25 protein-coding genes are annotated in these 23,870 nt (G+C 32.8%); 2 read left to right on the top strand and 23 right to left on the bottom strand.

Going from position 1 to position 23,870, the window contains the following annotated elements; translation table 11 throughout:
• Positions 1 to 46: 46 nt before the first annotated feature.
• From eutH to B3040_RS03475, 20 genes are all read right to left on the bottom strand, one after another.
• Positions 47 to 1,129, bottom strand: a complete 1,083-nt coding sequence (gene eutH / locus B3040_RS03570) for an ethanolamine utilization protein EutH (protein WP_291570258.1) — start codon at positions 1,127 to 1,129, stop codon at positions 47 to 49.
• 142 nt (positions 1,130 to 1,271) lie between these two features.
• Complete coding sequence (locus B3040_RS03565) at positions 1,272 to 1,814, bottom strand: BMC domain-containing protein (protein WP_291570255.1); 543 nt, start codon at positions 1,812 to 1,814, stop codon at positions 1,272 to 1,274.
• A gap of 76 nt (positions 1,815 to 1,890) precedes the next feature.
• Complete coding sequence (locus B3040_RS03560; protein ID WP_017416393.1) at positions 1,891 to 2,160, bottom strand: EutN/CcmL family microcompartment protein; 270 nt, start codon at positions 2,158 to 2,160, stop codon at positions 1,891 to 1,893.
• Between the two features lie 26 nt (positions 2,161 to 2,186).
• Complete coding sequence (locus tag B3040_RS03555; protein ID WP_291570251.1) at positions 2,187 to 2,906, bottom strand: hypothetical protein; 720 nt, start codon at positions 2,904 to 2,906, stop codon at positions 2,187 to 2,189.
• A gap of 170 nt (positions 2,907 to 3,076) precedes the next feature.
• Entirely contained in the window at positions 3,077 to 3,718 is a 642-nt protein-coding gene (eutD, locus tag B3040_RS03550) for an ethanolamine utilization phosphate acetyltransferase EutD (protein WP_291570249.1), read from the bottom strand.
• A gap of 11 nt (positions 3,719 to 3,729) precedes the next feature.
• On the bottom strand, positions 3,730 to 4,482 hold the full coding sequence (locus B3040_RS03545; protein ID WP_017416390.1) for a hypothetical protein: 753 nt from the start codon (positions 4,480 to 4,482) through the stop codon (positions 3,730 to 3,732).
• Positions 4,483 to 5,123: 641 nt separating this feature from the next.
• On the bottom strand, positions 5,124 to 5,408 hold the full coding sequence (gene eutM / locus B3040_RS03540; protein ID WP_017416389.1) for an ethanolamine utilization microcompartment protein EutM: 285 nt from the start codon (positions 5,406 to 5,408) through the stop codon (positions 5,124 to 5,126).
• Positions 5,409 to 5,599: 191 nt separating this feature from the next.
• Positions 5,600 to 7,066, bottom strand: coding sequence for an acetaldehyde dehydrogenase (acetylating) (locus tag B3040_RS03535; protein ID WP_291570245.1), 1,467 nt, complete (start codon positions 7,064 to 7,066; stop codon positions 5,600 to 5,602).
• A gap of 15 nt (positions 7,067 to 7,081) precedes the next feature.
• The gene (locus B3040_RS03530; RefSeq protein WP_291570243.1) at positions 7,082 to 7,795 is read right to left on the bottom strand and encodes a BMC domain-containing protein; all 714 of its coding nucleotides are present in this window, start codon (positions 7,793 to 7,795) and stop codon (positions 7,082 to 7,084) included.
• 15 nt (positions 7,796 to 7,810) lie between these two features.
• Complete coding sequence (gene eutL / locus B3040_RS03525) at positions 7,811 to 8,467, bottom strand: ethanolamine utilization microcompartment protein EutL (RefSeq protein ID WP_017416386.1); 657 nt, start codon at positions 8,465 to 8,467, stop codon at positions 7,811 to 7,813.
• A gap of 17 nt (positions 8,468 to 8,484) precedes the next feature.
• Entirely contained in the window at positions 8,485 to 9,366 is an 882-nt protein-coding gene (gene eutC, locus B3040_RS03520) for an ethanolamine ammonia-lyase subunit EutC (protein WP_291570241.1), read from the bottom strand.
• A gap of 14 nt (positions 9,367 to 9,380) precedes the next feature.
• Positions 9,381 to 10,748 (bottom strand): ethanolamine ammonia-lyase subunit EutB, encoded by a 1,368-nt coding sequence (locus B3040_RS03515; RefSeq protein WP_291570239.1) that lies wholly within the window; start codon positions 10,746 to 10,748, stop codon positions 9,381 to 9,383.
• A 22-nt stretch (positions 10,749 to 10,770) separates the two neighbouring features.
• Complete coding sequence (eutA, locus tag B3040_RS03510; RefSeq protein WP_291570357.1) at positions 10,771 to 12,204, bottom strand: ethanolamine ammonia-lyase reactivating factor EutA; 1,434 nt, start codon at positions 12,202 to 12,204, stop codon at positions 10,771 to 10,773.
• Positions 12,205 to 12,339: 135 nt separating this feature from the next.
• The gene (locus tag B3040_RS03505; protein WP_291570237.1) at positions 12,340 to 13,746 is read right to left on the bottom strand and encodes a sensor histidine kinase; all 1,407 of its coding nucleotides are present in this window, start codon (positions 13,744 to 13,746) and stop codon (positions 12,340 to 12,342) included.
• Between the two features lie 32 nt (positions 13,747 to 13,778).
• Positions 13,779 to 14,357: an ANTAR domain-containing response regulator gene (locus B3040_RS03500; RefSeq protein WP_291570235.1), complete on the bottom strand. Its 579-nt coding sequence runs from the start codon at positions 14,355 to 14,357 to the stop codon at positions 13,779 to 13,781.
• 42 nt (positions 14,358 to 14,399) lie between these two features.
• On the bottom strand, positions 14,400 to 14,837 hold the full coding sequence (locus B3040_RS03495; protein ID WP_291570233.1) for a EutP/PduV family microcompartment system protein: 438 nt from the start codon (positions 14,835 to 14,837) through the stop codon (positions 14,400 to 14,402).
• A gap of 10 nt (positions 14,838 to 14,847) precedes the next feature.
• Positions 14,848 to 15,192, bottom strand: a complete 345-nt coding sequence (gene eutS, locus B3040_RS03490; protein WP_017416379.1) for an ethanolamine utilization microcompartment protein EutS — start codon at positions 15,190 to 15,192, stop codon at positions 14,848 to 14,850.
• 175 nt (positions 15,193 to 15,367) lie between these two features.
• The gene (locus B3040_RS03485) at positions 15,368 to 16,537 is read right to left on the bottom strand and encodes a 1-propanol dehydrogenase PduQ (RefSeq protein WP_291570229.1); all 1,170 of its coding nucleotides are present in this window, start codon (positions 16,535 to 16,537) and stop codon (positions 15,368 to 15,370) included.
• Positions 16,538 to 16,904: 367 nt separating this feature from the next.
• Positions 16,905 to 17,294, bottom strand: a complete 390-nt coding sequence (locus B3040_RS03480; RefSeq protein WP_291570227.1) for a YbaN family protein — start codon at positions 17,292 to 17,294, stop codon at positions 16,905 to 16,907.
• Positions 17,295 to 17,693: 399 nt separating this feature from the next.
• Positions 17,694 to 18,335, bottom strand: coding sequence for a DUF5105 domain-containing protein (locus tag B3040_RS03475; RefSeq protein ID WP_291570225.1), 642 nt, complete (start codon positions 18,333 to 18,335; stop codon positions 17,694 to 17,696).
• A gap of 528 nt (positions 18,336 to 18,863) precedes the next feature.
• Here B3040_RS03475 and B3040_RS03470 point away from each other — a divergent pair.
• Entirely contained in the window at positions 18,864 to 19,865 is a 1,002-nt protein-coding gene (locus B3040_RS03470; RefSeq protein WP_291570223.1) for a patatin-like phospholipase family protein, read from the top strand.
• A 368-nt stretch (positions 19,866 to 20,233) separates the two neighbouring features.
• Here B3040_RS03470 and B3040_RS03465 read toward each other — a convergent pair whose 3' ends face one another.
• From B3040_RS03465 to B3040_RS03455, 3 genes are all read right to left on the bottom strand, one after another.
• The gene (locus tag B3040_RS03465; protein ID WP_291570221.1) at positions 20,234 to 20,698 is read right to left on the bottom strand and encodes a GNAT family N-acetyltransferase; all 465 of its coding nucleotides are present in this window, start codon (positions 20,696 to 20,698) and stop codon (positions 20,234 to 20,236) included.
• 232 nt (positions 20,699 to 20,930) lie between these two features.
• Positions 20,931 to 21,203, bottom strand: coding sequence for a CD3324 family protein (locus tag B3040_RS03460; protein ID WP_291570219.1), 273 nt, complete (start codon positions 21,201 to 21,203; stop codon positions 20,931 to 20,933).
• Between the two features lie 457 nt (positions 21,204 to 21,660).
• Complete coding sequence (locus B3040_RS03455) at positions 21,661 to 22,941, bottom strand: FAD-dependent oxidoreductase (RefSeq protein WP_291570217.1); 1,281 nt, start codon at positions 22,939 to 22,941, stop codon at positions 21,661 to 21,663.
• Positions 22,942 to 23,216: 275 nt separating this feature from the next.
• Here B3040_RS03455 and B3040_RS03450 point away from each other — a divergent pair, with 275 nt between their 5' ends.
• Complete coding sequence (locus B3040_RS03450; RefSeq protein WP_291570215.1) at positions 23,217 to 23,753, top strand: hypothetical protein; 537 nt, start codon at positions 23,217 to 23,219, stop codon at positions 23,751 to 23,753.
• The last annotated feature ends 117 nt before the right edge of the window (positions 23,754 to 23,870 follow it).

Here is a 23,870-nt window from a genome sequence, read left to right as displayed (position 1 = left end):
CATTTCACCTAAGTGCTACATTTATTCACTAATTAAATTTTAAAACTTAAGCTTTTTTTGCTTTTGGTGTAATTAAGCAAGCTACTGCCACAGCTGTAGCACCAGCCACTAATTTACCAACTATCATAGCAGCTATCATTTCTTTATTTACTCCTGCTGCAAAACCTAAGTGGTCACCAAATACAAAGGCCGCACTAACTGCAAAAGCCACGTTGATGATTTTTCCTCTTTCATCCATGTCTTTCATCATACCAAACATTGGAATGTTATTTGCTAGAGTTGCTATCATTCCTGCTGCTGCTACTTCCCCTATTCCTAGAAGTGAACCAAGTTTCATAAGTGGTTTTTGGAATACCTTTGTAATAAAGTGTACTAATGGGTATGCTCCAGCAAGAACTATTGCAATACTTCCAACTACATTGATACCTTCACTGATTGGTGCCATTCCTGGAATAACAACAAACCCTGTAAGAGTTTCAATAATTATAGCTGCAAGTCCAACTGTTATTACAGCTGTTACAAACTTACCAAAATAAGTGAATCCTTTTATTATCTTTTCTGGGGCAAACTTTAATCCAAGAGCTATAAGTACTGCAAAAATTATAATTGGAGTTAAGTTTTTTAATACTAGTAATGCAGGTAATCCTGCTACTAATCCACCAACGAAGCTTCCTAGTGGAATTGTAATCATACCAGCTAAAACTCCTTTAGCAAGGAATTTTTGATCTTCTTTTTCAATTATTCCTAGTGCTACTGGAATTGTAAATACTATTGTAGGTCCCATCATTGAACCTAAGATTAATCCTGCAAATGGAGCTATACTTTGATTTTCAGCTAATTGTTGAGCAAGCTGATATCCTCCCATATCACAGGCAAGTAAAGTTGTTGCAAACATTGAAGGGTCTGCACCAAGAGCTTTATATAATGGAACAACTATTGGCTTTAATACATTTGCTAAAACTGGTGCAAAAGAAATAATTCCCACCATGGCAATAGTTAACGCACCCATAGCCATTATGCCTTCTTCAAATTTTTCTCCGTATCCAAATTTGTTTCCAAGTATTTTATCCGCAGCACCGATTACCATGAATATTACCATGATGTATATTATAATTTCATTTATACTCATTATCCTATCCTCTTTTCTTTCTAAATTTTACTTGCTATTTCCAAATTACTTTATTATTTATTCACAGTACAAGTTAAACTTTTCCTTTGCACTGTGCTAAGTTTATTTTTAAATTCTATAAGCAATGTCTTCTATAATTTTTCTATAAGTTATTTATAATATCTTCACTAGGAGAAGGAATTATAGTTTTATAAATAAGCTTCTTTGGGTTTATAGAGTTTGTAGCTGTTTTAATAGCCTCTTCAACACTACTAACTGCTCCAGTTACTACAAAATAAGATTTGCCTCCTATTCCATTACCGAGGACAACCTTAAATAGAGTAACTGAAGCTTTCTTTAATGCTAAATCTAGTGCAATTAAAGCTGAAGTAACTGTTGCTGCTTCAAAGACCCCAATTGCTTCAGTAATTTTAAAAACTGCTCTCTTTCTAAGTGATGAGATTAATTCCTCATGTGCATTAGAAATCACAGTGCTTTCAATGACTTTATCTTTGTCATTAGTTATTATTGAATTAACAGCTTCATTAACATCCCCTATATCTCCTGAGAGAATTATCATAAACTTTCCTGGGCAAATATGTCTTAGCATCAATACATCCACCGTAGCTGCTTTAACCATTTTATCACCAGTTTCTATGCCTTTAGCTATACTGCTAAATTCCACAACACCTAAAGATTTAACCATGAAATATCACCTGCACTTTATTAATTTTTTAACTAAAGAAATCTACAGTTAACTTACTAACCACAAAACATTACAGTTAACCTTGTAGTTCTAGTGAATCCACAATTCCAACAATGGTTGCATCAACTGGAACCTTTTTATCTCCTAGATTTACTCTAGCGGAACTTCCACCTACTATTAATACTTGATCCCCTATTCCAGCTCCAACACTGTCTGCAGCAACAATTGCCTCCTCAGTTTTTTGTCCTCTATAATCTAACTTTCTTACTACTAAAAATTTCAGTCCATTTAGACCCTCATCTTTTCTAGTAGCCCATAAATTTCCTACAACTTCTCCTACTATCATAATTATAGACCTTGCCTCTCATGAATTTATTTTTTTATAATTTGTACCTTAGTTACTCTTGCATAATCCATAGCTAAAGGTGTTACTATGGATTTCTTTGAAACTAATACCTTATTAATTCCATTTTTATAGATATTTCTTAATTCCACTTCTGAGATGAGTTTTTTCTTAGTTAAATCTACAAATTCATCATTTATGCATTGCTGTGAAATTGCTTTATCTATATCTCTTTCTTCTAGTATACAAGCATCTTTTTCTATTTCAGTAGTTCCTTCGCTTAAATAACCTAAAAGTTCTCTTAATCCCACATAAGCTACACCATAAGATCTTAGCTTGTTTTCATAGGACTTATATAAATTGAAAAATTCTTTATTTGCTGTTGAAGCAAAGTTTTCATGTTGTAATCCCTTTTTCATTGAGTAAATCCTATTTCCACCAAGTATAGCATCAATAACAGCTATCTCTTTAGCACAGCCACCAATACCATGAGCTAAATTTGCTAGCTCTTTAGGTGATAGGCTCTGAAGAATTATACCTTCATAGGAGTTTAAGCTTCCCATATTATCTAATGAATCTACAGTATAGTTATTTTCTCTTAATGCTCCTGTAAGCACTGGACATAGATCCTCTGATCTTTCAAGGACTAATACCTTCTTATTATGAGAAACATAATCCTTACTTAACATTGCTTTTAGTCTTGTCATAACTTCTTTGGTTATGAGTTCCACTAATTCTTCATTATTCATTTTATCTTCCCCTTTTACTTAGGAAATTAATTTTATAGGGAGCTAAGTTAAAACCTTTAATGAAAGATTAATTGGTTATGGTTTTCAAGCGTTAATTACCTATACCTTAACCGCTCCTTAAGTGCCCTATTAATAGATGAGCAAATAGCTGCAGTTAGTAACACATTTTACTATTTTACTATTACAGCTTTCATTCCTTTGGTAAATCCACAGGCATTTGCTTCGTCATAATCTAAATGTACCACGGTGTTAAATTTATCGCTAACTCTAACTGCTACATTTGTAAAGATTACGCCTCTTTCTCCTATTACTTTTATATTTACTTCCTCATTATTTGACACATTGTATTTTTTAGCATCTTCTGGAGTAATATGAATATGTCTCTTTGCAGCTATGACACCCTTATCTAACTTTAATACAGTATTTCCACTAGAAAGAACCACAGAACCGCTTTTTTCAATATCTCCTGACATTTTAACTGGAGCTTTTGCTCCTATAGCTACTGCATCAGTTTTTGATAGTTCTACCTGGGTTTCTTCTCTTTCAGGCCCTAAAACTGAAACATTATGTATAGTTCCCTTAGGCCCTATTAATGTAACTTTTTCCTCACAAAGATACTGACCAGGTTGGGATAATTCTCTTTTTTTAGTTAGCTTGTATCCTTTTCCGAATAAAACCTCTACGGCATCCTTTGAAAGGTGAACATGTCTACCTGAAGCCTCAACTAATATTCCTTCATCTTCTACGTCGCACTTTAACCTTTTAACTACTTCATCAACTATATAATTAAGGTTCATTTCCATTGTGCTCATAGTATCACCTCCTATTTATATTTACCAGCCATATACTTGCACATCATTATATAAAAACAACTGCTTAATCTATTTAACGCTAAGGCTAAATCTGCTCTTGTAGGTTCCCCTTCATCATTTTTAAAAGCCTTATATGCTGAAATTTCTACTTCTCTGCTCTGTGCTCTCAAGGCATTTAATGCAACAACCACTGGTCCCATATCACAGCTAGGGAAAATTATGTGCTCAGTATTTAAATGCTTCTTTGGGTTATGAGAGTAAGCTCTTAATTCATCATAATTTAATCCAATTAAGGAATTAATACTAAACTCACTTTCCACCACTTCAGCTTCTAATACTTTTCTTACATAAGAAAGTACTTCTTCAAGGTCCTTAACTACCTTCATTTCATTCAAGTTTTTACATTGTATTTGAATTTCTAGTATTTTAGCTTGAAGACTATCTAAGTTTCCTCTAAAAACAATTCTTTTATGATCCTTAGCAACTAATTTATTTTTATTAAGCTGAGTCATATGCTCTGGCTTTTTCTCAAAGACTCCACCATTTATGTGAACATATTTTGGTATAAAACCCTTAACTTCGCTTTGAATATTCTGATTATTTACTTCTTTTGCTTTTTCATCTTTATATATTAACTTAATATTTTTATCTTGTAGATATTGTCTTGCAGAAGGAGTAATTATGACTCCTTTTTCAATTTCAAATTCTTTTACTTCTAAATTCTTAAGTTTTGCTCTTAAGGTGCTTTCTGTTAAAACACTCACATTATCACATCCTTTAAATAATGAACAAGTTCATTTTGTTCAACCACTTTATAAAAAGATTCAGCTCCACCTTAAACCTATTTAAGTTCTTATAAGGATGTAAGACTTGTTTCTTTGATATGTGGTTAAAGATGTTATTCATAGAGATATGCAAGCTCTATGGCTATTTTCTATTCACATTGTAAATTTAGAGCTTGCATATCTGAAATTAATCTAAGTAATGATTAATTTCCATGTAGTATTAGACATTTTATTGACTATGCTACAAACTATGAAGAAACTTACAATGTATCTGCTCACCTTATTTCTATCATAAGGGAGACTTTAAGGGAGGTTTGCGAGTAATTATTCCCTTTTTTATTGATATACAAGTCCTAGGTAGGTATGTTCTTTATATATACTAAGGTTACAATGGGAAGAGACAAATTTTTTAAGTACACTGAGGACTTGTATATCTTTTTTTGAAAAACAACTTCTTGGCTATTAGTTAGTTTAAGGTTAGGGTTGGTTATAGAAGTTGTTTTTCTATATATGAGGAGTCATGGTAAAACTTAACTTGCACATAGATTAATCCTTGACTCCTCTGCTTAAATATGAATTAATTTAAACCCATCTTGAAAGCCTCTATTAATTAAGTTTAACTAAATAGTAGTTTTAGGAAGTATAACTTCTACTTCACTGTGTGGTCTTGGAATTACATGTACTGATACTAATTCTCCAACTCTTTCAGCAGCTGCAGCTCCTGCATCTGTAGCAGCCTTAACAGCTCCAACATCTCCTCTAACTAATACAGTTACTAGTCCGCCACCTACTTGCTCTTTTCCTATTAATGTTACGTTTGCAGCTTTAACCATTGCGTCTGCTGCTTCAATTGCTCCTACTAATCCTTTAGTTTCGATCATTCCTAATGCGTTCATATTTGCCATTTTAATATCCTCCTAAAATTTCATTTAATATTTTATTTTTTGTGTTGTTTATAGTGAACCAAGGCTTGAGCTAAACTTTCGTATACACTCACCTTGATTCTTTAAGGCTTTAAAGTAATTTTTATCTTATAAGCCTAAATTTTTATATTATATTGCGTGGATTAAAGTTTGAATTTTATTATTGGAAAATGTTATTTATTTAGGGCTGATAGTTTTTCAACTACCTTACTTATGATTAGTTCTAAGTACTCTTCATTAATTGTGTTACTAGGCTCTACCTGCTTACTTCCTCTTAAATCTTCAAGTTCTCTAACTCCATAAGCCACTCTTTTTATGTTTAATAGATTCATTGGACCTATATTGTCAGAGGTTGAACTTCCACCAACAGCTCCACAACCTAGAGTTAAAGCTGGTACTAAGTTTGTTGAACCACCTATACCTCCTAGAGCTCCTGGAGTGTTTACAAGAAGCCTTGAAACTGGAATTCTTAGTCCAAATTCCTTAATCACATTTTTATCTTCACTGTGAAGTACTAGAGTATGTCCCTTTCCTTCATTCATTAATATTTCTGTGCAAAGTTTAATACCTTCTTCTAAGTTTTCTACAGTGTAGAAAGCTAGAAGTGGAGTAAGCTTTTCTCTTGAGTAAGGATTATTTTTTCCTACTGTAGTTTGCTCTGAAATTAAAACCCTTGCACCTGTTGGAACCTTTAAATTTGCCATTGAAGCTAAAGCTTCAACACTTTTTCCAACTATTTGTGGATTCATAGTTCCATTGGCTCTTAGAATGAAATTCCCAAGTTTTTTAGATTCTTCTTCATTTAAGAAGTAAGCACCTTGCTTTTTAAGTTCATTCATCACCAATTCCTTCATTGATTTCTCAACTACTACTGATTGTTCTGAAGCACAAATTACTCCATTGTCAAAGGTCTTACTATCTAAAATTCTCTTAACAGCTAGTTCCACCTTTGCAGACTTGTCTATAAAGGCTGGTCCATTTCCTGGTCCTACACCAATTGCTGGCGTTCCAGAGCTGTAAGCTGCCTTTACCATTGCCTCTCCACCTGTCGCAAGAATTAATGCTGTATCCTTATGACTCATTAGTAGGTTTGTACTTTGAAGGGATGGTAGGGTAATGCATCCAATTAATCCTTCTGGTGCTCCTGCTTTAATCGCTGCCTCATTTAGAATTTTTGCTGTTTCAATAATACAGTTTTTAGCATTTGGGTGAGGAGAAACTACTATTCCATTTCCTGATTTTAATGCAATTAAAGTTTTGTAAATTGTAGTAGAGGTTGGATTTGTTGATGGAATTAAACCAGCCACTACTCCAACTGGAACTGCTACCTCAAAGAATTTCTTTTCTTCATCTTCTCTGATTATTCCAACAGTTTTCATATCCTTTATGCTTTCGTACACTACTCTACTTGCAAAGGTATTCTTAACTACCTTATCTTCCCATTTACCAAACCCAGTTTCTTCCCATGCCATTTTCGCAAGTTTAACTGCTTCTTTTTCTACTGCCTTTGCTACTTCTTCAACGATATTATTAACTTTTTCTTGGGTAAAAGTCTTATATATTTCTTGAGCTTCTTTAGCCTTGGCGATAAGATTTCTAGTTTCTTGTATAGACATCAAATCTTTATCTAAGGTTATCATTTATCTTACCTCCTATTAGCCCTTTAGTATGGCTTCAATTAGTTGTTCTTTCTTACTAAACTTAATCTGTTTCTTTGTTAAAGAAATCCTTTGTTCTTCTCTAAGTTTTCTTGCTAAGGATCTAAGTTCTGTAACTTTTAAAGTTTCAAGTTCCTCTCTTTTCATAGAACCATCAAGCTTTTCCTTTGCTTTGATCTGAGTTTTATCTTCTTCTAAATCTTCACTTAGGTTTTCTTTTTTACTTTCTAAAGAGTTTTTATTCTCATCTGTAGATTCAATTGTACTCTTGTCCTCTACTAAGCTGCTGTGCTCTATGGTTGTTATGTCAACCTTTGTATTATCATCCTCTTTAGATTCTTGTTCTTCCTTTTCTTTAACTAAATTTTGATTATTATCTTCTAATTCATTCTTATCTTCAATTAGCTCTGAGGGACTTCTTCTCTGAATTATATCCCACACACCTTCATCCGCTCTTGCAATAACGTGGGTGTTTCTTAAAACTCCTAGCTTGTCTACTGCAATTGCAGCGGCTTCTACTGCTGCTTTTACATAACCTACCTCTCCAGTAATAAGTATGGTAACAATACCACCCTTTACAAACTCACAGCTAACAAGTTCAACACTTGCTGATTTAGTAGCTACATCTAAAGCTTCAACAGCTCCAATAAATCCTTTGGTTTCAATTAATCCTAAGGTGTAATTAGCCCTAGTTAATTTGGAATTAATCATAATCTCTACCTAAGATTAGTAATCTGTAGGATTATCTGCTACAAATTTAACTGCTGCTGCAAAAGCATCACAAGCTGCTTTACAAGCTGATTGGCTTCCAGTTAATAAAGCTCCACCAAAGTTTGTTTCTGATGGTGGTCCAAAGAAAGCTTTAAGATCTACTGCTGCAGCCTTCATTGCTGCATCTAGAGCATACATAGCTTCAAGTGGTGGTGCAATTAAGTAAGCTAGTGCTTCTCCTTCTTCTATTCCAGCTGTTTTAGAAAGATAAGAACCTGTTCTTGATATGCATTGTGCATAGTAAGCAATGCTATCATCTTCATTTGCGCTATAGAAAGTAGCTACTCCACTCTCTATAAAATCTACTGCTGCATTAAGTCCACTTCTAACTTCTGCTGGACTTGGGCCTGCAATGATTCCAATTACTTCTCCAGCAAGTTTTGTGTTAGCATTTGCAGCTCCACCATAAAGGGATCTTCCATATACTACTTCCACATCTGCTGCTTTTGTAGCTTCGTCTAAGGCTGTATATGTAACATCATCGCAATCAGCTGTGATTATTCCTATACTCTTGTGTTCTGGTTTTAATTCAAATTGCTTTGCCATGTCAGTACTTACATTTGGAATTATTTTAACGCTTAATACTGATGGACGAAGTTGATCATTTTTCATTTCTTTTTCCCCCTAAATTATAGTTTTAAATCTAATCCACTGGCTTTTTTCTCTAACATTAATTTAATAATATCTGCTATATAAGCACCTGCTTCAACTGAAGGTGTACCACCCTTGTGAATGTTAGATACCACAGTTCTTCTTGATTCTGGCATTCCAACAGTTCCTTTATAGGCAATGTAAGCACTCATACTTTCTGCTGTAACAAGACCTGGTCTTTCACCGATTAGTACGCAAGTTACATCTGCACCAATTTCTTCAGAAATTACATCCATTGCTCCAACTCTTCCAAGTTTTACGAAGAAAGGTGTTCCAACAGTGATGCCATAACCCTCAAGACCTTGAATTAAAGCTGGTAATATATCTTTTACGTTAGCTTCAATAGCTTTTGAACTTAAACCGTCTGATACATAAATTTGAACTTGAGGTTTTTTCTTGAAGGAACTTAATTTAGCTAGCTCTTCTTTTGATAATTGTCTTCCAAGGTCTGGTCTTGTTATAAACTCATCTTTAGAAGAACAATTAGTTTGTAGAGTTATTAAGTTCATTTCCTTTAAAATATCCTCATTAACATCTGTAAATACTGAGTCCTGAGCTGATGCGTGGTCTGCTCTGAATCTTAGCATGGTTTCAGTTTTATATCTTGCTCCAGTTCTACCGATACCAATTCTTGCTGGAGTGTGTTTTTTCATTTTTAAGTAACCTTCTCTATCTGTAGGATTTTCTACAAGAAGAGTTGTTTTTATGTCAACTTCAGTTATATCTGGAATCATTCCATTTAAATCAACTTCACAAGTTTCCTTTGTTGTGCTCATATCAGTAGCAGATGCTCCTTGCTTTGTAGTCATTTCTACTAACACTTGCTCAACTAATCTTTTTAATTCATTTTCTGAAAACATTTTTTTACCCCCTCTTATTTCTTAAGAAATATAGACCCGTCGCCTGCTTTTCCTGTTAGTCTTCCATTTTCCATGAAGCCCCACTTTTCAAGCCATGCTTCAAACTCAGCTATTGGTCTTTTGCCTAAAAGTTCTCTTAAGGCAGCAGTTTCGTGGAAGCCTGTACATTGATAGTTAAGCATTACATCGTCTCCATGAGGAATTCCCATAAAGTATGTGCATCCTGCAGTACCAAGTAGTATTGCAAGGTTTTCTATATCATTTTGGTCAGCTTTCATGTGGTTTGTATAACAAGCATCACAACCCATTGGAAGTCCTGTTAATTTACCCATGAAGTGATCTTCAAGTCCTGCTCTTATAACCTGTTTATTATCATATAAGTATTCTGGTCCTATAAATCCAACAACGGTATTTACTATGAATGGTTGATACTTTTTAGCAAAACCATAGCATCTAGCTTCCATTGTTACTTGGTCTGCTCCATAGTGAGCATCTGAAGATAACTCTGAACCCTGTCCAGTTTCGAAGTACATAACATTAGGACCTGCTGCAGTACCTTGAGTTAAGGCAAGCTGTCTTGCTTCTTCAATTAAGTCTCCTGATATTCCGAAGGCTTCGTTTCCTTTTTGTGAACCTGCAATACTTTGGAATATTAAGTCTGTTGGAGCACCTTGTCTAATTGCTTCCATTTGTGTAGTTACATGAGCAAGTACACAGTTTTGAGTTGGTATTTCATATTTTTGTTTTATTTCTTCAAACTTCTTAAGTACCTTTGATACACTTCCAACAGTATCATCTACTGGGTTTAATCCTATAACAGCATCACCTATTCCATAAGTTAAACCTTCTAGTAATGATGCTAATATTCCATCTACATCATCTGTTGGGTGATTTGGCTGTAATCTTGCAGATAATCTTCCTGGTTCTCCTATAGTTGTGTTAGCATGAGCAGTTACTTTTATTTTGCTAGCTCCATAAACTAAGTCTAGGTTTGACATTAACTTAGCTACAGCTGCTATAACCTCACTAGTTAATCCTCTGCTAATTCTTCTTATATCTGCTCCTGTAGTTTTTTCATTTAAAATCCACTCTCTTAGCTCAGATATTGTCCAGTTCTTGATTTCTCCATAGATTCTTTCATTAACAGCATCTTGGATAATTCTTGTAACCTCATCCATTTCATAAGGAACTACTGGATTATTTCTAACATCAGCCACAGTTAAATTGCTTAAAACAACCTTAGCTGCAACTCTTTCCTGAGCAGTAATTGCTGCTATTCCTGCTAGCTTATCTCCTGACTTTTCCTCATTAGCTTTTGCTAGAACTTCTTTAACATCTTTAAATTGATACACTTTACCAAACAATTGTGTTTTTAGTATCACTTTGTTCACCCCTCTATTAAAATTATGAATTGAATACTAATGTTTTGATGACTACTGGAACTACCTTACCATTTACAAGTGGACTACCAATGTCAATGTAATCCCCATTTTCAACCTTAATGCTGTCAATGCAAACTACATTATTGCTTTTATTTAGCTGTCTATGAACAGTTTGTCCTAAAACTTTTGCTATATCATTTTCAACTATAATAAATACTGGATAGTTTCGTTGTAAAAGTTCGGTCATTCCATTTATTAAAGCTTTTGACAGGTTTTGAATATCAATAAAACTTGGACTCTTGGGTCCCTTTATTGCCACCGCTACCTGTTGGCTTTCATTTTCTAAGTTAAACCACTTAAGTTTTTCTCTAAGACTTTCTTCTATAGAGTTAAAGCCCTTGGCCTCATCCTCTGAGGAAAGCTTTAGTATAGGCAAATTCTTTATTGGAAATATATTATCTGTGTAGGTTATGGTACTACCACTTATATCAGTGGTATGTGAGCCTGCACCTACAACAGTGGCTCTAATAGTTTCTTTGGCAGGTTTTAGTTTTAAGTTTTTAACTAAGGTTGATTTTGCAATTTCTTCCCCTAAAACTATTCCCATGTCTCCATACTTAAAGGGGTCCGAGTAGTCACTTCCATAAATATAATCAGCCACTCCACCAGAAAAGGTTATGTACTCAATGGTATAACCATCCTTAATGCCCTTCTTAGTTAGAAGCTCCTCATACATTGGAGTTCTTGTCTTTAAACACACTGACTCTTCTAAAATTCCTACCATTGCCTTAGCAATTTTTCTTATTTTGTCTAAATCAGCAACTTGTCCTACATCAATTGATACACCAATGCTTTCTGCCAGCTTTTTAATTTTAGGGTAGATATAATAAATTTTCTTACTTTGTAAATCTATTTTTATCAGTCTACCACCTATATCTAAGCAGCCTGTATCTACTAACTCTCCATTTTTAAACAAGGCTAAGTTAGAAGTACCTCCGCCAATGTCAATGTTTACAACATAGGCATTTTCTTCATCTGAGACTTTATCTGCTCCTGCACCTCTGCCTGCAATGATAGATTCCAAATCAGGCCCTGCAGTTGCTACCACGAAGTCTCCTGCAAAACCACTAAGATTTTGTAATACTTCATTAGCATTTTCTTTTCTAGCAGTATCTCCTGTGATTATCACTGCTCCAGTTTTAACATCTTTTACAGTAACTCCAGCTCTTTCGTATTCCGATGCTATGATTTCTCTTACCTTATTTCCATCAATTTTCTTTTGATCTATTAAAGGTGTGAAGTGGATATTACTTCTGTATATGATTTCTTTATCCACAATTTTAATCCTAGGCACTGTAAAGCTACTTGCTGTATTTTCAATGGTTATATTACTGAACACAAGTTGAGTTGTAGAAGTACCAATGTCAATTCCTACACTTAAAATTTTTTCTTGTATTTTTCTCACCCCTTTTTAGAGAAATATAAAAGCCCAGAATTTATATTTTAAAATAGCTATACAAAATATAACCATTTTAAAATATATACCCTGGGCTCCGTTGCCACCTAATAAGCACGACCTTGTGCTTATATATTAATTTTTAAAATCAAAGACTACCTTTGTGCCTTCTGAATTAGAAAATATATCTAAGTTTCCTTCTAGCTTATCATGAATAAGGCTTCTTACAATCATAAGTCCTAAACTGTTTTTAGGAACAGTCTCTACCTGAAAACCATTACCATTATCTATAATTGAAATAGTGGAATACATATTTCCTTTTTCAATATTAATTATAATTTCTCCTTGGCTCTTTCCTCTAAAGGCATGCTTTATGGAGTTTTGGAGAAGCTCATTTACCACTAGTGCTGTGGTGGTTGCTTTATCAGAACTTATTCTAAAGTCATCGCCAGTAATCTTAATTGCTAAATCTATGTTATCCCTTTTTTCGAAGGTTACCATGCTAGATTTTATTCTATTGATAACTTCCTTAATATTTACCTCATCAATACCTTGCTTTGCAAGGATCTCGTGGGTAGCGGCTATGCTTAGTATTCTATTTATACTGTCATTCATAGCATTTAAGAAAGCCTCGTTGTCAATTCTTCTAGATTGTAATCTTAAAAGACTAGCAATTGTTTGAAGATTATTCTTAACTCTATGGTGAATTTCCCTTATAACCACAGATTTATGAACTAATTCCTTTTCTTTTTCCTTCATATCAGTTATGTCTCTAATGAGAACAACTAACTTTAGTGCCTTATTACTTTGAACTATATATTTCACCTGTAAGCACATTCCCCCTACTTCATGCTCAAAGGTATCAATACAGCAACTTGAAATTATATTTTTGAAGGGTTTATTTGTTACTGACAAGTTTGAAAAGTTCATTCCGAGAATATCTTCATTGTACCCAAGCTTACTATAAAGCAAATCCGCACCAGGATTTTTAAACTTTAAGGTACCATTCTCATCAAAAATTAAAATAGCTTCGTTAACATAATAAGTTATGTCACTTTCTTTTTCATACTTTCCTGCTATTTGTGTGGTTAATTCTTCATTAGCTTCTGCCAATATTTCTATTTTTCTATCATTGCAAAGATCTTCAGTTACGTCCTTTTCAATGATTAAAATACCAATAGTTCTATTTTCCTTATTTCTAATAGGTTCCACACTTTGTTTTACTTTAATTTGTTCTTGGGTTATACCTTTTATATTTCTTCCAGGCATTCCAATTTCAATAGCTCTAATAACTGCAGGTTCATTTTGTCTTATGGCAAGCTTTCCTACAACACTTTCCTTATATAAGGAAGTTTTATTAGTAGGCTTTGCCTCTGCTACTACAATAGCAGCATCATTATGTGTAGTGGGACAATCAATAAAAACATCGCTTTCCGTTGAATCAGCAATAAACTGAATTGTTCTAGCTATATGTTGAATAATTTCTATGTCTGTTTCTTTTAAATTTGTATGTTTTAAGCATAACTCTTTTATTTCATTCATTTCCTATCACATCGCCTTATATATTAGTAAGATTAAGCTCCATCCTTGCTCATAATAATTATTTCTGAAATATCTTCCATGGTAACTCTTTTCTTCATGCTTAAATTCCTAATCATTGAGAAAGCCTCTTGCTCTGTGATTCCATGCTCAACCATTAAAATTCCTTTAGCCTTTTCAATTACTTTTCTAGCTTCAAGCTTCTTCTGAACATTTATCATGTTAGTTTTGATTTCCTTCATTTCTTTAGCTCTAGAAATTGCCACCTCTACTGCAGGTATTAGCGACTTGTTATCCAGTGGCTTTACTAAATATCCAATTACCCCTGCCTCTTTTGCTTTTTCCACAAAGTTAGTATCACTATAGGCACTTAAAAGAATTATGCCATCAGCAAGACCTTCTTGTATAATTATCTTTGAAGCATTTATACCATCCAATAGTGGCATCTTAATATCCATAATTACAATATTCGGAGAAAACTTTCTACACATTTCTATAGCGTCAAAACCATCGGAAGCTTCTCCTACCACGTTGTAGCCTGCTTCCTCTAACATTTCTCTAATATCCATCCTTGTAATAGGTTCATCATCGGCTATTACAATTTTTTTATTCATGTTCCCACCTCTTCTAGAAGTAATAAACCTTAAGTTCCAAAGTTATTGTTCCCAATTTAAATATTTTTTTATTATGTCTATACCTAAATTTTTAGTTGTACTTATCTGAAAAATCTCTTGTGCTCCTGCTTCTTTTAAGTACTTCTCGGAGTCTTTAAGACTTTTCTCTTCTTCACACAAGTCAATTTTGCTAATAATACCAATAACAGGTTTAGCAAAAATACTTCCAAAGCTAGGTGGAAAAATACTCATTTCCTTATTACAAGGTTGAATTAAAGCGATTACATCCACCTCTACAGAACTTGCAATAATTGCATTGTAGTAATTTCTATTTTCAATATATTCCCCTGGAGTATCTACAACAAAATTGTTGAACTCCAAAGCTTGTGTTTTCTTATACTCTAGTGTTTCATTATTTAGCATTTGTGTCAAGGTCGTCTTACCACAACCTGTTTCACCAATTAACATTATTTTCTTCAAAGGCAGCCTCCTAAGATCTTGTAATGTTTGCAGTAGTGAAATTTAGTACGTTTTGTAGCATTTCAGATACAGCTTTCAAGGAAGCTTCTATACTTGAAACATCTCCTACTATTACTAAGGATCCACTAAATCTGTCTACAAAACCAATTTCTACGTCTGCAGCTTTAGTAGCAACATCTGCTGCAATTATTGCTGCTTCACTAGGAGTTATTGTTAAAATTCCAATAGCTTCACTATACTCATCGGATAATCCTAATTTTTTGTAAACATTTTTACTTGGATGAGCAATTAAGTGAGCTAGGGTAATTTGCTTCCCTGGAACATACTCTTGTATTACTCTTTGCTTATTTTCCAAAGTTAATCACTCCATTTAAACATAAAAAGCCCCTAAAACACACCTCGGTGTAATTAGGAGCCTCGTTGCTCATAGTTTAATTTGTTCGCCATTGAACAAATATTAAAAATTTATGACTTAATTATATTAAATTATATTTAATTTGTCAACATTTTATCAATTATTTTTTTAGTTATTATCTTCCATAAAAAGCCTTCTTAAAGAGTTCATTCAACTCTTCCCTAGTAACTTCTCTTGGATTTGTTGGTGTACACCCATCCATTAAAGCAATGTCACTAATTTCATTTAGGCTTTCCTTAAAATCTACTTCGTTAATTTTCAAGTCTAAAATTTTATTTGAAATACCTAGATTTTTAATTAGAGCCTTTACCGCACTAATTAAGGCTTTAACCCCTTCTCGTACGTTGTTTGAGGTAGTTAACCCTAAAAACTTAGCAATTTCTGCATATTTTATAGCTGCTCTAGTATACTCCTGTGCCGAAGTCATTTTAACATTGGCATTGAATTCTATTACATAAGGTAGTAACAGTGCATTTGCCTTCCCATGTGGAATATGGAATCTTCCCCCTAAAATATGGGCCATGCTATGATTTATTCCTAAAGAAGCATTTGTAAAGGCAAGTCCTGCAATACATGAAGCATTATGCATTTTTTCTCTTGCCTCCATGTCATCACCCTCATCGTAAGCTCTTTTCAAATTTTTAAACACAAGTTTAATTGCCTTTTCTGCTAGGGCATCTGTATAATCCGTAGCATTCGTTGACACATAAGCTTCTATAGCGTGAGTTAACACATCTATTCCTGTATCAGCAGTTATGGCTTTGGGTACAGATTTAACTAGTTCAGCATCCAAAATAGCCATATCAGGTATCATAGCTTCTTCTACTAGGGGATATTTCATATTGAATTTCTTATCTGTAATAACTGAAAAAGCTGTTACCTCAGAACCAGTACCACTAGTAGTTGGAATTGCTATAAACTTTGGCTTCGCAATTTTAGCTGAAGAGTCCAGACCAGTTTTTACTAAAGTTCTAAAATAACTAATAGCTTTAGCTGCATCAATAGCTGAACCTCCTCCCATGGTTATAACCGCATCTGGATTAAACTTGTCCATAACTTTGACGCCCTTTGCAATCACTTCAATAGGTGGGTCAGGAACTATTTCTGAAAAAATTTCATAATCAATATTCCCCTGCTCTAATTGTTCTGTAACCTTATTAATAAAACCTGAGGTTACCATAAAAGGGTCTGTTACAATAAAGGCTTTTTTACAATTTATTTCTCTTAGCTTTTTTAGCTCTCCTTGTCCAAAGTAAACCTTAGGACCAACAGAAAAAACACTCATTTAATCACTTCCTACTTTCATGTTTTATATCTAACAGAACTCTCAATTAATAACCATATTTATGATATTCAAAGCACTGGAAGGAGAAATGACGTTCCTAAAGTTTCTTCATCAAACATCCTCAAAATTTTATAAACTCTTTAACCTTGAGTATCTTTAGAAACCTCAAGAGATTATTTGTCACCTTCCAAAATGTAGTTTTATATAAACAAAAAAGCTCCTTAAGAAAAATCTTAAGGAGCACCGTTGCTCACTAGTTATATACGCCTTTGTATATAAAAATATTAAATTAAAAATTCTGCATTATTTAATTTATATGTTATAACTATAATTTATATTTGTCAAGAAACAAAGTTATTTTCAATTTTTATACCTTCTCAACTTCCATCTTTATGGTCTTAATTTTAAATATAAAATAGTAATATTTACATAAAATAATTAGAATAAGTATGATTTTCATTACTACACTTTTTAATATAATCAGTGGAAATGCTATCATGAAGTCTGCAAATAACAATATTGCAATCTTTTGCTTAATAGTCATGGCTCTTTCCTTAACAAAGGTTTCAAGGTGCTTTTTATAAATCTTAGTCTCCTTAAACCATTTATCAAATTTTTCCGATCCTCTTACAAAGCAAAAGGAGGCTAATAAAAGAAAAGGAGTTGTAGGTAAAATTGGCAGTACTACGCCTATTAGGGCACAAGTAAATGCAATGAATCCCATTATTACAAAAATTAGTTTTTTAAATCTTTCCACTACAAAGGCCTCCTTTATTAACTGCTTATTCTTCTAATCTTGAAACAGCCACCATATCAACCACTGGCTAATTAACTGTTCCTAAAGACTTATCTCTTATAATATTATCAAAATCTCCAAGATAATTAAACCTAATTAAATTATCTTTCATTTAATTAGTTGCATAATTAATGTTGTTCTACAAATTAATGCATACTATTCTCTTACTTATTCTTCCAAATGTAGTTTTACACAAACAACAAAGCTCCTTAAGAAAAATCTTAAGGAGCTCATTACTTACTAATTATGTATATTGTTATATATAAACTTTTAAATTAAAAATTATGTTTCTTGTACTTAATATGTTATTGCCATAATTAATATTTGTCACAGAAATAATTTTCTTAAAATAGCAGACTTTTACTGTCCAGATGCTATCACTCCAATGCCATTTCCAAATTCAACCATACTCTCTGGTAACCAAACTCCATGTTGTTTTGTAATCTTAAAGGTCTTTTCTTTTGTGTCTTGTGAAGGCGTAGCACTTTGATAACCCATTAGTAAATTTTTAATATATTCATCCCCAAATTTACTTACGACTTCATTTTCATCAGTCAGACCCATTTGTTTTACTGCTTCTAATGCATCGTTTGCTGCTTTCTCATCAATGGCAACCTCATCTATATATGTAGATTTCACTTTTACTTCTGCACTATCTTTTGTTTGTGAAAGTATTTCTGATGTGCAGGTCAATTTTTTTAATGTTTCTGCACGTACGTTATAAAATTCTTCTAGCTTCTCTTCCTTAACTTCTAAACCAGCAGCTTTTAAATTGTTTCTTACTGAAGAAATTGTAGTATCTTTTTGAATTTTTGCTATAGCATCAACATCTTCCTTTGATATCTTCATTTTTGCTACTGCTTCTTTATCTCCCTTGATATAAAGATTAAACAAACTGGTAGCTGTAATATCAGGTGTAAGTTTTTCCTTAGCACTGCAACCTACAATAAACAGTACACATAGTGCAAGAGATATAACAGCCATTTTTTTAAATTTTTTCATAGTCCCCATCCTTTCAAATTTAACTCCTATAACAGTATATATTATTACATAAAATTTGTCAAATATTGTAGACTTATCTTAAATATGTAATATAATAGAATAATTTTCTAAACAAACTATTATCAGGTTTTATATCTCATTATAATAGCTTCGTATACTCATACTATGTTTTAAATTGTTTTATCTAATTATTAATTTTAAATGCAGTATGGAACTCTTTAATACTAAGACCTCCTATACATTTCATTGCCGAAAATTTATTTTGCTATATATAATAATGGAGTTAAACTTTATTCTAAAGGTATTTCTTTTATGGAGTTACTTACTTCAATTTTTATCTATTTGTTTGAGAGTTTTAGTAAATCACCGTAATCTCACAGAAAGTTAAGTGTTAATTCTATATTGTCTCTTTAAACTATCCTGAGTAATTTCATTATACAAGTGTATGTTAAAGAAACCTTAATCCTCTGTAACCTTTTAAACTCATCTTGAGTATATTAAAGGGAATTAGTTTAATTAGGTGATTTTATGCATAAAATTAGAAACTTGGTTTTTGAAGGGGGAGGTATACACGGAATTGCATATTTAGGGGTTTTGCAATACTTGTATGAAAACAATATGATGTCCTATGTTAAAAGAGTGGCAGGAACTTCTGCTGGAGCAATAACAGCATGTATAACAAGCTTTAACCTTCCTTTTATAGAAGTTAAAAACATTGCTGATTCCTTAGACTTTAAAAAAGTTCCTCAAAAGTATGATAGTAAAGTTATAGACCTAATTCCTCATGAAGTTAAGCTTTACTTAGACAAAATCTATGGAGATTATACCTGTGTTAATAGATTAGTAAAAAACTATGGTTGGTATTCTAGTGAATACTTCTATCAATGGTTAAAAACTCAGATTGAAGGCCAATTTGATAAAAGTAAAAAGGCCCCTCCTTATACCTTCGCGGATTTTAATAACACGGCAATTCACAAGGATAACAGACCTTTCTTTGACTTATATGTTATTGGTACTGATATTTCCTATAAGGCCTCTAAAGTATTTTCTTTTAAAACCACACCAAACATGGAAGTGGCAGAAGCAGTTAGAATTTCTATGTCAATCCCTCTATTTTTCGAAGCCATTACTGTGGATGCTGCTATAGAAGCTTCTGCAAAAGTTAAAAACATTTACTCTGATGGTGGTATTATGAGAAATTATCCTATTAACATTTTTGACTACCCTACCATTAACGACAAAACCATCTATAGATTTAATCCTCAAACCTTAGGGGCAAGGTTTAAGGGACATACAAAATATAAGGAAGTTAATAACTTTTTAGATTTTATATTAAATCTATTCCTTTGTTTTTCAAAAATTCAACAGGACTCTTATAAGGAAAATACACAAGACATTGATAGGTCAATTGACATAGATACTGGTGAAATATCCTCTGTAAACTTTAACGTATCTCCTGGGGACGAAGCCTACAACTTTCTCTATTCCCAAGGATATAAAGCAACTGAAACTTATTTTATGGCCAAATAAGTTCTGCATGTGACAGCTGCAAAAATGTAAAAGTCCCAACTAATACTAATACTAATACTAATACTAATACTGCTTATAAATTTAGAATATATTGTTGCCTTTGTTATTCTTTAAATTCTATGAACCACAAAAGCCATGGATAAATGAAGAATTAATTCCCCCTATTATTCATGGCTCTATTAATATTCAATTATAACTTTCTTGTTATTATAAGAAACAAGCATGATTTGATTTATATCTTGCTCTTACCTTGATTTACTTAAGACCTTTCACAGATGAGCAAAATAATATCATCCTAAAAAAGCCAATAACTAATAAACAGATTTAAATTAATACATATTCCTTTAATCACAGGCATTCTTTTGTTCTTACCAAATTTTCCTCATTTCAAAAAATTCCTTTTCTTCACCATTTACAAACCAAGTAAACTCTTCTGTAACTTCAAAACCTAGTCTTTCATATATTTTTATAGCTCTTTCATTGAACTTGGCAACAAGTAAGTATAATTCATTAAAGTTATAAGTTTTCTTACCAAATTCAAGTATAGTAGCTATTACTTCTGTTCCCATTCCTTTTCCTGTTAAATTTGGTCTCATTTGAACTCCAACCATATACTTCTTGTCCTCTTCATCGTAATCAAAGGAGCAAGTGCCTATTAACTCATTATTTTCATTATACATAGCAAAAATATCATCTTCCTTATGTATGTTACTTGCCCATTGCTGCTTCATCTCAGTTTTGTCATTATCATAAAACGAATATACCCCTTCATACTTCCAAGTGGAAATATCTCTTGAATCATCTTCAATTGGTTTTCTAAAATCAATATTCATTCCCAATACCTCCTATTAATACTATAGTTATATTTTAACGTCAATCCTTCTCCAATGGAAACTCAAAAACTATTGTTAACCGAATTTGAGACTACAAAGCTACTCTTAAGGGAAGTAATTCTGATAAAATAGAATAAACCTAAATTTTCTGTAGCTAAAAAATAAAGAGATATTTCTTATTAACAATATGCAAATAAGAAATGTCTCTCCAAACTAAATTTATAATGACTTTTCACAGGTTCTTTTCCTTACATATTATCCTTCTTATACTTTTGTCAGAAAGATAATATATTTTTGATAGCTCTAAAATAGTGGCTCCCTTAACATATTTATGAAAGATTTCTGCATCTCTTTCCTTAATCGCCTTTCTTGTGCCATTTCTTTCACCCCAAGCTTTTTCCTTACCACTTTTTCTTGGAATGTACAAACATTCACCATCTATATATTCTTGTATTAAACTAATTATTTCTTCTGGCAGAACACTTTCCGCCTTAATATACCCCATAGCTTTGCCTCCTTATTCATCAAATAACTTAGCAAAGACTACTTCAAAATAATTAAATGTTAACCTAATTTAATTTCTTCATAGCAGTCTTTGCTATGAAGTAAAGTACACCTTTATATGATATTTCATTGAACTTCCCCCAATCCAATATTATTAATCAGCGAACAAATTAATTTTGTCCAAGCTCCTCGGAGTGATAAATAACTTTCATGTAAAGATTATAAGGTAAATATCCTTCCGAAGTTGCATTTGGTAATTTTTACTATATATCAATAATACTAGCATTGTATTTTAAATCAGTCAATATTTCTATCATGTATCAATCTATCATTGCTTAACATTGCAATAAAATAACCTTCTAATTTAATCTTATCTTTACCACTGACCAGGCATTAACGCATTAAACTTTTTTCCCTCACTAGAATCTTAGTTCTTAGTTTTCATAATCATCATGAATTTAACATAGTTTCTCATCATACAAACCAATTAAGCCAGTCTTTTCAACTCTACTAAAAAGATCTTCCCTATCTATTGAGTATAAATTAGTTTCTTTCATTCTTTCAAAATAAACTGATCCTGCAAAAGTGAATTTTAGCTTATCTCCCTCTGGCTCATACATTTTCTCATTAGAGAAGGCTATAAAATCTCCTATAGCTAAAGTAGTTGGAAGCTCCACTTGAGGAAGATTTAAAGCACATCTTACACTATTGTGCCCTGCTAAATATCCCGTTACCATAGCTTCTGTGTGACCAATGTAAAAACCACTTTTTTCTCCTGCCACAAAAAGATTTTCAACACCTCGTACTCTCATGGTGTTTTCTCTAGGTGCAATAGATAAATGCCTAATGGAGTTAGCTACTCCCCCTGAATAGGGATCTTCAAATCGTGCTCTTTCAAAGCCTTTAATTTTTCTTAACCTTTCAATTGGATAATAAGGTGCCATAAGTTTTGCATGACCTGTATCTAAAAGCACTATATTTTCTGCAAAGGCATCTAAGGCATAATGCTGACATATTTTAATATTGAGCTTCTCAGTATTTCTCTCCTCGGGTGACAAGGGAATTATAGCTACTCCTTCTTTATTAAGCTTTTCTTGAATTTCTTCACTTAGAGTTTCTTTATTTATCTTTACAGAACCACTAAAAGACCCATAATTTCCATCTTTACGTCTACCCATTCTGTCTTTAATTCCACATTTTTCTGTGATGCTTACTCTTCCCCCAAAGGTTGGACATCTTAATATGCACATAGCGCAGCCATTTCCGTACTTATGGCAATTATTCATTGGCCCTGTGGATCCTGTTGTTTCTACAAAGGCATCTCCTGTAATTTTCTTACCTTCATCTAATAGAATAGCTTTGATTCTGCCATTTTCCATATCCACATTTTTAGCTGTGGTGTAAAATAAGACTTCAATGCCCATTTCTTCAAGCTTTTTTCTTACTTCACTTTCTACTAAGTTTACATCATAAATACTGGCATGTTTATGTCCTGGGAAATCCACATTTCTATGTCTTGAGCACCTATCTGTAATTTCAAATAATTCTCTTCCTCCAAGTAATATGGACTCCTCTGCTGCAGTGTATCTCCCATTATTTCTGGTGAGTCCTCCTACATTACCTAAGCCTAATAACAAATCTGTCCTCTCTAATAAGGTTACCTTAGCTCCTGCTTTCTTAGCTGCTATGGCTGCAGCACATCCTGCCCAACCTCCACCAATTATTACGATTTCTTTCATTTACTGTCCTCCCTAATATTACTGCTTAATAGTTATACAATAACTATTCTATGAACATATATTAGGATTTGGAACTAACTTATAAAAATCAATTAAAGAAAGAAATTTACTGCCTTCGACAGTGTTCTATTCACTAGGTTTAATAAGTTAGAGAAGCAATCTATGTATAGTTTGTGTAAAATATTTGTAATTATGGAATGACTCAATATATAATAGGGTAGTGAACGATTGCAATATTCTGAATTTAAAACAATTACTATTATGGAGGGGTTAAGATGGTAAATATAGATAGTCTTTTAGGCTTTGTTAAACCATACTATGAAGATAAGGACATAATGCATGATTTGTCTCACATAAGCAGAGTATTAATATATGTTGAAAAGTTATTAAAAACAGGAAACTATGAAGCAGATGTGGATACTCTCAAATATGCCGCCTACTTTCATGGATTTATCTATAATTGTGAAGAAAAGATAGTTGAGTGGTTAAAATGCCAAAAACTTTCGAGTAAGATGATAGATAGAATAATCACTGTTGCATGGGAATCGCAAAAGGAGGAAGCAGCACAAACATTAGAGGGTAAAATTCTTCATGATGCACATATGATTGAAGGAGGAAAGACATATCTTATTGTAAAGTCTTTAATAACAGGTTCTGTCAGAGGACAAACATTGAAACAAACCATTGAATATATCGAGAATAATATATTAGGTAAAGGAATTTGCTACTTACCAGAAGCACAGATAATCTATTATCAACAACAAGAATTTGCAAAAGCTTTTGTTAAAGACTTGAAGGAAGGTTTAGCATAACGTTAAATTTACTTATAATACTAATTAAGGGAACTTTTTATAAGTTCCCTTAAAATATAATATATTATCAACATTATTCTTAAATATAGCCTTATCTTAAAATAATTGAAAACCAAG

The sequence above is a fragment of the Clostridium sp. UBA4548 genome (assembly GCF_002387895.1).
In the GTDB taxonomy this organism is placed as follows: domain Bacteria; phylum Bacillota; class Clostridia; order Clostridiales; family Clostridiaceae; genus Clostridium_J.
Note: the sequence above shows the minus strand (reverse complement) of the source record. Positions and strands in the feature narration are given on the sequence as shown.